This is a genomic window from Kurthia populi, assembly GCF_042686175.1.
GTDB classification, from domain to species: domain Bacteria; phylum Bacillota; class Bacilli; order Bacillales_A; family Planococcaceae; genus Kurthia; species Kurthia populi.
On sequence record NZ_JBHUOR010000137.1, the window covers coordinates 23,999 to 36,160 of the forward strand.

Consider the following 12,162-nt stretch of genomic DNA (forward strand, 5'->3'; position numbering starts at 1 on the left):
CTTATTTCGTTTGATGACGCTTCATTAAGTCAATATGCTCTAATGCCATACCTGTACCTGTTGCTACACAATCTAAAGGATCTTCTGCGATAAATACTGGCATGTTTGTTTCGTCACTAATGACTTTATCTAAGTTTTTAAGAAGTGCGCCACCGCCTGTTAAGACGATACCACGTTCCATAACGTCAGCAGATAATTCTGGTGGAGTTTGTTCTAATGTTTTCTTAACGCCATCAATAATTGCTAAAATTGATTCACGTAATGCATCAACGATTTCAATTGAAGAAATTTCGATTGTTTTTGGAAGACCTGTCACTAAATCGCGACCACGGATATCCATTTTTTCTTCTGGCATACCTTCTGAAGATGCAGAACCGATTTCCATTTTGATAGCTTCAGAAGTACGTTCACCAATTGTTAAGTTATATTGTTTGCGAATGTATGCAACGATTGCTTGGTCCATTGCGTCACCAGCAACACGCACAGATTCACTTGTTACGATACCACCTAATGAAATAACAGCTACTTCTGTCGTACCACCACCGATATCAACTACCATTGAGCCAGTAGGTTCCCAAACGGGTAAGTTCGCACCAATTGACGCTGCAAATGGCTCTTCGATTGTGAATGCATCTTTTGCACCCGCTTGACGAGCTGCATCGATAACCGCACGTTGTTCAACTGATGTAATTCCATAAGGTACACAAATCATTACATTTGGTTTTTTGAAGTTACTACCTGAAGCTTTCATTGCCTCTTTTAAATAATAACTAATCATTGTTGTTGTAATTTCAAAATCTGCAATAACGCCATCTTTCATTGGGCGAATTGCTACGATTGATCCTGGTGTACGACCAATCATATTTTTTGCATCGTTACCAACTGCTACGATTTCACCTGTTTGTGTATTCTTTGCTACTACTGATGGTTCGCGTAAAACGATCCCTTTTCCTTTAATAAATACCAATGTATTCGCTGTGCCGAGGTCAATACCGACATCTTTTCCACCTAATCCAAACACTTTTGTTCTTCCTTTCTCTAAAGCTGTTACTTTTAACTAGCTATCTTAAAATCATACGTTTCATTATAACGAAAAATGCTGAAAAATTACAGTCTTTACATAAAACCTTTCTCTTTTAAGCTAATAAATTGATGATCACCTATAATCACGTGGTCTAAAAGCTCAATTCCTAACACTTCGCCGGCATGCTGAATCCTTTTGGTAACGTCGATGTCTTCGGAGCTAGGAGTTGGGTTTCCTGATGGATGATTGTGCGCACAAATAATCGATGCTGCGGAACGTTTCACTGCTTCACGAAAAATTTCACGTGGATGGACAATACTCGCATTTAAGCTGCCCATAAAAATTGTTTGTTTATGAATCACCTGATTTTTAACGTTTAAATAAAGCACCACAAAGTGTTCCTGCTTTAAATTCGTCATATCGGACATTAAAAGTGTGGCCGCATCATCGGGTGTACGAATCGTCCAGCGATTCTGTACTTGCTTTGCCGAAACACGTCTTCCCAGTTCAATCGCCGCTAAAAGTTCGATTGCTTTTACTTCTCCAATACCATTGATTTCAATTAATTCTTCAATTGTTGCCTCTTTTATATCGTGAAGGTGTTCAAAATGTGTCAACACATTGGCCGCAAGCTGAGTTACCGAAAGATTTTTAATACCTACGCGAAAAATAATCGCTAACAGCTCTTGATTTGTAAGCTGTTGCGCGCCATTTTGACGTAGCCGTTCGCGCGGACGATCGATTGCATGAGCATCACGAATCATCATTGCGTAACCCCCACATCAAGCAAGTTCTTCACGTAATATTGCGTATGTTTTAACACTTCATTTATATCTTGCACTCCATCAATTATAAATGACGTTGATTCTCCTAATATATTATAACCAATATTATATAAAAAAGGTTTCCGATAACGAATATATTTTGTAATATTTTTTGAATCTTCTTGTGTATAGAATATTAATTCAACAGTTTTGAATATTTCTGCACTCCAAATAGCTAAGGCGACTGTGATTTTATTGCATTTCACGGATTGCTCTACCGCTGAAATGATCGACAAAGCAACCTCTCCTTTTTTCCTTGTTGGTGCAAGCTGTACAAGTTGATGCACAGCTCTCGTATAAGCATCCTCAAATGTAATATCCGAAAATCGAATATAGCGTCCATATACTGGTTCAAATCGATAAGCTAGTGTACGTAATATGGTTTCACTAAATGGCTGGGGATTGATTAAGTACAACATATTTAACGCCTCCTTTTCGTTATCATACGAAAAGATTGGCTGTCATGAAAAAACCTTATACTAATCAATCGCTTTTAAAAGTGCGTCATCAGTCAATAAAGACAGCGATTTCAAAACATTTCTTAAAAATCTACTAAAAAAACAAGTTGTTCAGCTGTTCTATAAAATTCCATAAAAAAAGGAATCGTCCATTTGAATGATTCCTTTTGGTGATATTTATTTTGTTGTATCTTTTGTTGTATCTTCTGTTGCTTCATCTTTCGGTTCTTCATTTGTTGTTTGTGCCGCTTCATCAACAGGCACTTCATAATAAAATGTTGTTACTTGAATTTTAGCTGCAACAATATCTTCAGATGTTGCATCTTCTGTATCAGGTGCTTCAAATTTTACTTTTTCAACATTATAAACACGGTTTGCATTTTCAAGTTGATCGATAAAATTGCGGACATCTGATTCTGAGTAGCCACTAACTGCTAATTGCATCGTAATCATTTTCGTATATTTTGGTAATGTGCTCTCAGGAACTGAAGATACAGGTTTTTCTTCCACTGCATAAGCTGATTTTTCCTCTGCTTCTGTTAGCGCTGTTGTTACTTGCGCTTGTTTAGCTACTTCACTTTGTGCATCATAGGCATTGAAGTTAAAGTTCGTAATTTGTGTTGCACTTGCTGATTCAGCAGCTTGTAAATCATCAACTAATGTATCCATATTGGCACCATTCGGAATTTTTTTACCTGCTTCTGTTGTATCAGATGGTTTGATAGGTTGTTGTAAATCTGCTAATTGTGTTTTAGCTGTTTGTAATTCGGTTTTTTGAACAGCAACCTTCTCATTTATTGCATCACGTTTATCCATTTGTGGCTTTAACATGTAGTAATATAACGACAATGCGATAACAGCAGCTACGATAACGATAAGTGCATAAAGTAGGGGTTGTTTAGATGTCTTTGTATTTTCCATTAGTTAGACCCCTCCTTATTTTGTTGTGCTTGTTGTAGCTTTTCTTTATTAAGCGTGATATTAAACACTGCTTGATAGCGTGCAGTAGATGAAATTTCGGGTTTTGATGCTAAATCATCTTCTGCTACTGGTGTATAAGCTGCTACTTTTTCCATGTCAACAGCAGTAAATACATCTGTGTTTTGTGCTAATGTTTTTTGATATTTTGTAGCATCTTGTAAAGTTGAAAAGTTCATTTTTAGTTGCATACCCTTTTCATCGTATGTGATACCAGTAAGTGCTGCACTGCTACCACCGTCTTTTAGCAAAGCGGTAAATACTGGTGTTAATGATAATTTTTCTTCTTTCGCAAATGCTACTGCTTCTTTTAAGATAACTTCTGATTTGCGTTGTTCTTCTTCAATTTTTTCTGATGCATGATCGATTTCTGTTGCAAGCTTTTGACTTTGTTTTTCGGCATCTTGAATATCATTATGTACTAAAAAATAATTGATACCAAAGAACAATGCGATTACTACTACAACAAAAATACTCAGACCGAGTACCGGATTTTTCTTTTTCGGCTTCTCAGCTCTTTGCTGTGCTTCTTCTTGAGCCATGACGAATCCCTTCCTTTTCAATATTCTTCTCAGGCGTGTTACACATACGTTAACTACATTTGTTAATAATACAAATAACACAGCCGTTTTTCAAATGTTTTCCTGTTTACGTTTAGGTTTCCACGAGATAATTGCCAACTTTGATAATACTGCTTTATACACTATCTCACAACAAAAAAATAAATTTTTCCTTTTCAAATTTTACCTTAATCACTTATCATAGTAGTTTAGAATCGTTTTGTTGGTTCAGAAATAACAAAATAAGTTGTTTAACGCTTTAAAAACGCTTATCATTAAAGCGTTAACGTCAGGCTACTTTCGCAATAGAAAGAAGGGTACATAAATGGAAGGAAAAATGACTAGAATACTAGCGGTTATCCTACTAGCACTGGTCTTTGTATTCGTTGTTGTCCATCATAATCAAACGATTTCGGCACACGATAAAGAAGTGGCTAGCTATGCTGATGCAACGGCTGATGCTGACCGTGAGCTTACAACTATGAACAAAAAAGCAACACAGTATCACGCGGTCTACCAATTAGAAGCATTGCAGGCACTTGGTTATGAGCGTGTCCTTGATTATGCTAATAATGAAGTGACAATGGCGCGCATTGAAGCAGCAAAGGACCGCACATATGCCGTAACATTAAAACCGAGTAATGCTGAAGGGTTATCTCGTGCAATTGTGACGGTTTACGATGGCCAAAGTAACACATTAAATCTAACAAAATTAACTGAAAAAACAAAGATTGAAACCGTGATTTCTTGGAAAAACGGTTATTAATATGCGGTAAGAGGTGACTACAAGAACATGAAGAATATGAAAAAAAGTTCTCTCGCTTTGCTTATAGCGGCAACCGCCATTATTATTTGTGCTATTGCCTTTTTATTTATTGAGCAATCCAATGCGAAAGAACAAGCAAAAAAAATGGAAGCTCTCGATACGGCTTCACGAAATATTGCAGAGGCTGGGCTTAAAACAACGCGTGCAGAGCTGCAACAGCTCGTTGAACAAGCCTATGATGAAACGATGACACGCTACGACGCTTTATCCGCTACAGATAAAAAAGGATTTGAAGTCGATAAAATGTTTTATGCACGCGCAGAAGCATTATTAGCTGATCATGTAAATCAAACGATCACATCTACTGATTTTGATTTAGTACGCGGTGAACAACCAACAGCTGAAACCATTTTAAGTCATGTAGACGGCGAGCACTACACATTAACGGCTACAGGTAAAATTGCACAAACAACCGCAACCGTTACACAAGACTACACATTGTCGTTAAAAGTACCCGTTTCTAAAACGACAGATCGTTATCATTATCAATATGCCGTACATGCCACAAATCAAATTGTTGTACAAAAAGGGTCAAAAGTGGTCGGCAATTTAGCAACAGCTAAAACAAGTGATATTACGGTGGATAGCGCGAGCTGCCAATACTTACAAAATGGCAGTGGCTATTATGATGAATGTTATAACGACGGGAATACAGATGCTTCCCCGCTGAAAATGCGTAATGCACAAAGCTTCAAAACGTATTTACCATCATTCCCTAAAAAAGATTTAGAAGCATTTGACGCACTTCCAATTCCAGCTGAAAACTTATACTTACCAATTCCTGAAGCAGATCAATACAATGAAGTGACAGAAGAGGATGGAACGATTCGTAAAGTGAAGAAAACCGAGGCTGAGTTAGAGCTACTGAAGAAATATTATTATAAAGATGGCGTGTTAACGATGAATAGCATGACACAAGAAATGTTTACACCAACTGAACCATTTAGTTTTAGTGAATCAGAAGTGCATATTCGCGAACTAACAGTGGACGGTATTAATGCAGTCATTGATATTGGTGATAGTGACCAAGTTGTTCGCGCAGATCGTGTAAATCTTCAAAACGGTGCAACGCTAACAATTAAAGGTGCTGGTTCATTCAAGCTGTATACGAAAAACTTCGGCATGACAAACGGTGAAATCACCGCAGCGGATAAAGCGTCGATTGAAACATATCTTGATGGCAAAGAAGCCATTACCTTTGACGATACATTCAAAGCGCCTGGTTTATTGTATGTGCGCGCAGCTCACGTAACATTACCTACAACTGGTGGATTTGAAGGTAATATTATTACAGGTGCGAAACGCTTAACATTAAATGGTGTCGACAATAAAACAAAACAACTTATTTTAGCACCTAAAGCAACCGTGTCATTAAAAAATAATACGGTGTTTAACGGCGCCATTATTGCAAAAAATGTTTATATGGAGGAATCCACACTGATTTTTGCCAAACCGGAAGATCAGATTCCCATTCCATTAGCAGTTGAACAATTTGATACACCAATTCAGCTTGTACAAGTTGGCAATGTAGCCACAAAATAAAGTTCGCAACAAAAAGAGGGAATCGTGCTAAAACACGACTCCCTCTTTTTTTATGCTCATTTCCCCAATTGGCTATGTCTTTTTGATATTGATTTACTGTGCACGAAATACTTCTTGCAGTGTATGTCGCCACTGTGCTAATAAATAAAGTGAGCCCGTCATAATGACAATGCCTGGCTCTTTACGTTTCTCAAGTACTGCTTCGAGTGCATTGCCGGATACATGCTTATTCGTTGCTTGGCTATGTGCTAAAAGTTGCTCAGCAGGCATTAGACGATGTTGTTCACGTTCTACTTCAACAAACGTAAAGTCATCACATACTTGCTCGAGCTCACGTAATACTCCGTCTACATCTTTATCTCTTAAAATCCCCATAACAATGTGAATTGGTGTATTTGGATATAAATCAGTAATTGTTTTACGCAGGGACGCTGCACTTGCTGGGTTATGTGCGCCGTCTAAAAATACATTTTTACTTAATTGCTCGAAACGTCCAGCCACGGTTGCTTTCGCAATCGCTTGGCGCACTAAGTCTTCATGAATCGTGCGTGATAATTTTTGCGCGATTTCGATAAAGGCTGTAATCGCTAATGCCATATTATGACGTTGATGTGCCCCTTTTAAATTACGTGTTAAATCATTTATTTCTAATAAGCCTTGTACATATGTGTCGCCAATCAGCGCTTCAAAATCTTCTCCATCGACACGCAGTATCACCTCTTGCTTAATGGCTTCTTCTTGTACAACATTAAAAGCCTCTTGTGGCAATTCACCGATGACTGCGACGGCATTTGGTTTCAAAATGCCGGCTTTATGGTACGCAATTTTTGCGAGCGTATCCCCGAGGAAATTCGTATGTTCAAGCGCAATGCTTGGAATGATCGAAACAATCGGACGAACCACATTTGTACTATCAAAGCGGCCACCCATACCCGCTTCAATAATCGCAATATCTGGCTTGTACATTTTACACGCTATAAAAGCAGCTGCTGTCAATAATTCAAAGTCTGTGAGCAATCCACTAACACCTGCTGCTTTTAATTCCTTAAAAATAGCATCCATTTGAAACGGCGCAAGTGGGCCATTATTAATTTTAATTTGGTCATGTACATCTTCTATGCAAGGTGATGTAAACGTCATCGTTTTCAAATCATGTGCACGGCAAATCGCTTCTAGCATCGCAATTGTTGAACCTTTCCCATTCGTCCCTGCCACATGGACTACTGGCACACTTAGTTCTGGATGACCGAGCATCTCCATCGCCTGTTCAATTGCTTCGAGCCCCGGTTTAATCTCGTCACTACTCTCTACATTAAAACGTTCTTTATAGCTATCAAAAGCTGGTATCATAAGCTCTCCCCCTTGCTATTCAATTCAATTTATTCATGCTACACTCTATTATATACCATTTCTCGTTGGAGGCTTTAATCGTGAAAAAAACTTGCTGGATTATTTACAATGGTAGTCTTGTGGCCGATAAATTTCTTGACCAAGCTCGCTTAATGGCAGAAGCTTGTACACACCACAATGTCGAACCCATTATTTATAAAAACTATGAAATCCCGATGACGTTACATGCGCCACTGGAGGTCAAACCTGATTTTGTTATTTTTTTAGATAAGGACATTTTATTAGCTACTTATTTGAAAAATCAGGGTATCCCGATATTTAATGACCCGGATGTGATTGAAACATGCGACAACAAAGCCAAACAATACATTCAATTAGCACAGGCACATATCCCGATGCCAAAAACAATCGTGGCGCCAAAAGTGTATCCTAAATTCACAATCCGTGATAGTGGTTATTTTGAAGGCGTACTTAATACACTTGGTCTACCAATGATTATTAAAGAAGGTCATGGCTCATTTGGCATGAAGGTTTATTTAATTGAAACGGCCGAGCAATTTTTTGAAAAAGTCGAGAGCCTGCGCGGTGTTGATTTCGTATTCCAAGAATTTATTGCATCAAGTAAAGGACGCGACATTCGTGTCAATACGATTGGAAATGAGGTCGTAGCCGCAATGTATCGTCATTCTGAAACGGATTTCCGTGCAAATGTTACAAACGGTGGCACCGCAGAAACGGTCGTCTTAACTACTGCGCAAAAAGACCTTGCATTACGTGCTGCAAAAGCCGTTGGTGCAGCCTTCGCTGGGGTCGATTTATTATTCGGTCCACACGAAGAACCGATTGTTTGTGAAGTAAATGCCGCAAGTCATATCCGCAATATTTACAACGTAACGGGCATCAATGTAGGTGACCGCTTCGTTGAATACATCTTACATGAACTGGAGGCTAGCCATGAAGCAGGCGTATCTTCTTTATAGTGAATCTGATGCAGCAAAAAATCAGTCGTTTATTGAACATCTGCAACAAACTGGATTGCAACATGATGTAACGCTCACATTACTAATTGAAGAACAGCATGATATTATCAAAGCTACAAAGGATGCCTTATTTATTTGGAACCGCACACGAAATGCTGAGCTTGCAAAGCAATTAGAGCAGCTTGGGCGTCGTGTCGTCAATCGTAGCGAGGTCAACCATATTGCAAATGATAAGCTACGCGCGATGCAACTAGCCATCTTACAAGGTATTCCGACCGTACCACGTGTTCTTGAGCAACGTCTGACAGCAGATGACTTCCCTATTATCGTCAAATCAACCGGTGGTCATGGTGGTAACGAGGTCTTTAAATGCGATACCCTGGAACAATTTAAAACGGCAAAAGAAAAGCTGACAACCTATTTAATTGAACCTTATATCGAAACAAATGCTAGTGATGTACGTGTTTGGATGATTGGCGAAGATATTATTGGTGCTGTAAAGCGCATCGGTGCCCCAGGGGATTTTCGTTCGAACTATACACTTGGCGGCTCGATTGAAAAATTTGACTTAACAGCTGAACAGCGTACGTACGTGCAGCGTATTCAAAAAGCGATTAAGAGTGATTATATCGGCATCGACTTTTTACATGTGACGCATGATCAGTTATTATTCAATGAAATGGAAGACCCTGTTGGTGCAAGGTCATACTACGAGCTCTTTGATAAAGATTTAACTGAGCTGTTATGGCAACATTTATTAAAATAAAAAAAGCGGACACCTTTAACGGGTGCCCGCTTTTTTTGTCTTACATTTCTTTTAATTCAGCGATACGTTTTTGAACCGTTGCTTGTTTTTCCAAGTAATCAGCTTCTTTTTCGCGCTCTTTCGCCACAACTGCATCTGGTGCACTTGCTACGAATTTTTCATTGTTTAATTTACCTTGAACACGTTTTACTTCTTTATTCCATTTGTCTAATTCTTTTTCAAGACGAGCAACCTCATCTTCAATATTAATTAAACCTTTTAATGGTAAGAATAGCTCTGCGCCTGAAACAACAGCTGACATTGTTTTACCTTCTGGCTCTACATTTAAGCCTACTGTTAATGTTTCTGGGTTACAGAATTTTTCAATATACGATTTATTCGCTTCAAGTACAGCAAGCTCTGCTTCTGTTTTAGCAGAGATGAACATTGGTACTTGTTTGCTCATTGGTGTATTTACTTCCGCACGAATGTTACGTACTGCGTGGATAATGTCCATTAGCAGTTGCATGTTTTTCGCTTCTTCTTCGAAGTGAAGATCTTCACGAACTGTTGGCCATGCTGCATTGACGATTGTTTCGCCTTCGTGTGGTAAGTGTTGCCAAATTTCTTCTGTGATAAATGGCATTAATGGGTGTAATAGACGCATTGTATTGTCTAATACGTATGCTAATACGGAACGCGTTGTTTTCTTCGCTGCTTCATCTTCACCGTATAATGGTAATTTCGCCATTTCGATGTACCATGAACAGAAGTCATCCCAGATGAAGTTGTTTAAGTAACGGCCTACTTCACCAAATTCGTATTTATCAGCAAGCTCTGTTACTTTTTCGATTGTGTCATTTAAGCGTGTTAAAATCCATTTATCTGCTACTGATTTTTCACCTGTTAAATCGATTTCGTCATAAGTCATGCCATCCATGTTCATTAATGCGAAACGAGAGGCATTCCAAATTTTATTTGAGAAGTTCCAAATAGCTTCTACTTTTTCAGTTGTGTAACGTAAATCTTGACCTGGAGATGAACCAGTTGCTAAGAAGAAACGTAATGAATCCGCACCGTACTCAGCAATAACGTCCATTGGGTCAACACCGTTACCAAGTGATTTTGACATTTTGCGTCCTTCGCCATCACGTACTAAACCGTGGATTAACACATCTTCAAATGGACGTTCGCCTGTGAATTCAAGTGATTGGAAAATCATACGAGAAACCCAGAAGAAAATAATGTCATAACCTGTTACAAGTGCACCTGTTGGGAAGTAGCGTTTGAAATCATCTGCTTCCTCATCAGGCCAGCCCATTGTAGAGAATGGCCATAATGCAGATGAGAACCATGTATCTAATACGTCTTGGTCGCGTGTCCAGTTTTCTTCGTCTGCAGGTGCTTCTTTCCCTACATACAATTCGCCTGTTTCGTTATGATACCAAGCTGGAATTTGGTGACCCCACCATAATTGACGAGAAATACACCAGTCATGAACATTTTCCATCCAACGTGTATACGTGTTTTCAAAACGTTGTGGTACGAAGTTTACTTTTTCATTTTCTTTTTGTTGAAGCGCTAATGCTTCTTTCGCAAGTGGTTCCATTTTTACGAACCATTGTTTAGAAAGATAAGGCTCAACTACTGCGCCAGAACGTTCTGAGTGACCTACTGAGTGTAAGTGGTCTACGATTTTAATTAATACGCCTTGTTCTTGTAAATCTTTTACGATTTCTTTACGGCATTCAAAACGATCCATACCAGCATATTTGCCCGCTTTTTCATTCATTGTACCGTCGCCATTCATAACCATGATGCGTTCTAAGTCATGGCGGTTACCTACTTCAAAGTCATTCGGGTCATGCGCTGGTGTCATTTTTACAACACCTGTACCGAATTCCATATCTACATAGTCATCTGCAACGATTGGTAATTCGCGGCCTACGATTGGTAGGATAGCTGTTTTACCAACTAAGTGTGCATAGCGTTCGTCGTTAGGGTTTACAGCGATACCTGAGTCACCAAGCATTGTTTCTGGACGAGTTGTCGCGATTTCAACTTTTTCGTCGCTATCTTTAATTTGATATTCCATGTGGTAGAAAGCACCTTGAACATCTTTGTAAATTACTTCGATGTCAGATAATGCTGTTTGTGCTGCTGGGTCCCAGTTGATGATGCGTTCGCCGCGGTAGATTAAGCCTTTTTCGTAAAGTTTTACGAATACTTCTTTAACCGCATCTGATAACCCATCATCTAATGTGAAGCGTTCACGTGAGTAATCAAGTGCTAAGCCTAATTTAGACCATTGTGAACGGATTGTAGACGCATATTCTTCTTTCCATTCCCATGTTTTTTCTAGGAATTTTTCACGTCCAAGGTCATAACGTGAAATGCCTTGTTCGCGTAATTTCGCTTCAACTTTTGCTTGTGTTGCGATACCAGCATGGTCCATACCTGGTAACCATAATGCATCGTAACCTTGCATACGTTTCATACGAATTAAAATATCTTGTAATGTTGTATCCCAAGCGTGACCTAAGTGTAATTTACCAGTTACGTTTGGTGGTGGAATGACGATTGAATAAGGCTCTTTACCACTTTCTGGTTGTGCTTTAAAACAATCTTTTTGTAGCCACCATTCATAACGACCGTCTTCGATAGCTTTTGGGTCGTATTTCGTTGGCATTGAAATGTTTTGTTGTTCTGTCATGAGTACGCCTCCTAATTTTGTGCATAAAAAAAATCCCCATCAATCCTTAACATAAGGACGAGAGAACTTCGCGGTACCACCTTACTTCTAGCAACTTGCTAGCAGCTTCATTCGACATAACGGGTCGGCACCGGTTCTTGCTACTATTAGTTCACAAAAACT

General features: G+C 38.9%; 11 protein-coding genes and 1 other annotated feature (1 of these 12 running past the window's edge). Of the genes, 4 read left to right on the top strand and 7 right to left on the bottom strand.

Translation table 11 applies throughout. The features are described from left to right. Nucleotide 1: 1 nt before the first annotated feature. The 5 genes from ACFSY7_RS17485 to ACFSY7_RS17505 form a co-directional block, all read right to left on the bottom strand. Nucleotides 2–1,021 (bottom strand): rod shape-determining protein, encoded by a 1,020-nt coding sequence (locus tag ACFSY7_RS17485; RefSeq protein WP_126991079.1) that lies wholly within the window; start codon nt 1,019–1,021, stop codon nt 2–4. Between the two features lie 95 nt (nt 1,022–1,116). After that, nucleotides 1,117–1,788 carry a RadC family protein gene (gene radC / locus ACFSY7_RS17490; protein ID WP_380148942.1) on the bottom strand — a complete coding sequence of 224 codons (672 nt, stop codon included), beginning with the start codon at nt 1,786–1,788 and terminating at the stop codon, nt 1,117–1,119. Continuing rightward, nucleotides 1,788–2,267 carry a hypothetical protein gene (locus ACFSY7_RS17495; RefSeq protein WP_139992506.1) on the bottom strand — a complete coding sequence of 160 codons (480 nt, stop codon included), beginning with the start codon at nt 2,265–2,267 and terminating at the stop codon, nt 1,788–1,790. Before ACFSY7_RS17495 ends, radC begins: the two co-directional genes overlap by 1 nt. Before the next feature lie 216 nt (nt 2,268–2,483). After that, nucleotides 2,484–3,227, bottom strand: a complete 744-nt coding sequence (locus tag ACFSY7_RS17500; protein ID WP_380148908.1) for a hypothetical protein — start codon at nt 3,225–3,227, stop codon at nt 2,484–2,486. Then, on the bottom strand, nt 3,227–3,826 hold the full coding sequence (locus ACFSY7_RS17505) for a hypothetical protein (protein WP_380148909.1): 600 nt from the start codon (nt 3,824–3,826) through the stop codon (nt 3,227–3,229). Before ACFSY7_RS17505 ends, ACFSY7_RS17500 begins: the two co-directional genes overlap by 1 nt. 343 nt (nt 3,827–4,169) lie before the next feature. Between ACFSY7_RS17505 and ACFSY7_RS17510 the strand changes: the two genes are divergently transcribed. After that, nucleotides 4,170–4,610, top strand: a complete 441-nt coding sequence (locus ACFSY7_RS17510) for a hypothetical protein (protein WP_380148910.1) — start codon at nt 4,170–4,172, stop codon at nt 4,608–4,610. 27 nt (nt 4,611–4,637) lie between these two features. After that, nucleotides 4,638–6,212 carry a hypothetical protein gene (locus tag ACFSY7_RS17515; protein WP_380148911.1) on the top strand — a complete coding sequence of 525 codons (1,575 nt, stop codon included), beginning with the start codon at nt 4,638–4,640 and terminating at the stop codon, nt 6,210–6,212. 93 nt (nt 6,213–6,305) lie between these two features. Here ACFSY7_RS17515 and ACFSY7_RS17520 read toward each other — a convergent pair whose 3' ends face one another. Continuing rightward, the gene (locus tag ACFSY7_RS17520) at nt 6,306–7,562 is read right to left on the bottom strand and encodes a bifunctional folylpolyglutamate synthase/dihydrofolate synthase (protein ID WP_380148912.1); all 1,257 of its coding nucleotides are present in this window, start codon (nt 7,560–7,562) and stop codon (nt 6,306–6,308) included. Between the two features lie 80 nt (nt 7,563–7,642). On the opposite strand from ACFSY7_RS17520, the gene ACFSY7_RS17525 reads away from it, so the two are divergent. Together ACFSY7_RS17525 and ACFSY7_RS17530 are read left to right on the top strand one after the other, a co-directional pair. Next, nucleotides 7,643–8,542, top strand: a complete 900-nt coding sequence (locus ACFSY7_RS17525) for an ATP-grasp domain-containing protein (protein ID WP_233600587.1) — start codon at nt 7,643–7,645, stop codon at nt 8,540–8,542. Next, on the top strand, nt 8,517–9,308 hold the full coding sequence (locus ACFSY7_RS17530) for an ATP-grasp domain-containing protein (RefSeq protein WP_380148913.1): 792 nt from the start codon (nt 8,517–8,519) through the stop codon (nt 9,306–9,308). Before ACFSY7_RS17525 ends, ACFSY7_RS17530 begins: the two co-directional genes overlap by 26 nt. 40 nt (nt 9,309–9,348) lie before the next feature. Here the strand turns inward: ACFSY7_RS17530 and ACFSY7_RS17535 are convergent, their stop codons facing one another. After that, a complete protein-coding gene (locus ACFSY7_RS17535) occupies nt 9,349–12,000 on the bottom strand; it encodes a valine--tRNA ligase (protein ID WP_380148915.1) in 2,652 nt (883 codons plus the stop codon). A gap of 50 nt (nt 12,001–12,050) precedes the next feature. Further along, nucleotides 12,051–12,162: a binding site (T-box leader), on the bottom strand (it continues 101 nt past the right edge of the window).

Bases quoted from the DNA above. Each gene is read 5' to 3' on its own strand.
- ACFSY7_RS17530 (WP_380148913.1), top strand. From the start codon at position 8,517: ATGAAGCAGGCGTATCTTCTTTATAGTGAATCTGATGCAGCAAAAAAT.
- ACFSY7_RS17510 (WP_380148910.1), top strand. From the start codon at position 4,170: ATGGAAGGAAAAATGACTAGAATACTAGCGGTTATCCTACTAGCACTG.
- ACFSY7_RS17520 (WP_380148912.1), bottom strand. From the start codon at position 7,562: ATGATACCAGCTTTTGATAGCTATAAAGAACGTTTTAATGTAGAGAGT.
- ACFSY7_RS17515 (WP_380148911.1), top strand. From the start codon at position 4,638: ATGAAGAATATGAAAAAAAGTTCTCTCGCTTTGCTTATAGCGGCAACC.
- ACFSY7_RS17535 (WP_380148915.1), bottom strand. From the start codon at position 12,000: ATGACAGAACAACAAAACATTTCAATGCCAACGAAATACGACCCAAAA.
- ACFSY7_RS17495 (WP_139992506.1), bottom strand. From the start codon at position 2,267: ATGTTGTACTTAATCAATCCCCAGCCATTTAGTGAAACCATATTACGT.
- ACFSY7_RS17500 (WP_380148908.1), bottom strand. From the start codon at position 3,227: ATGGAAAATACAAAGACATCTAAACAACCCCTACTTTATGCACTTATC.
- radC (WP_380148942.1), bottom strand. From the start codon at position 1,788: ATGATTCGTGATGCTCATGCAATCGATCGTCCGCGCGAACGGCTACGT.
- ACFSY7_RS17505 (WP_380148909.1), bottom strand. From the start codon at position 3,826: ATGGCTCAAGAAGAAGCACAGCAAAGAGCTGAGAAGCCGAAAAAGAAA.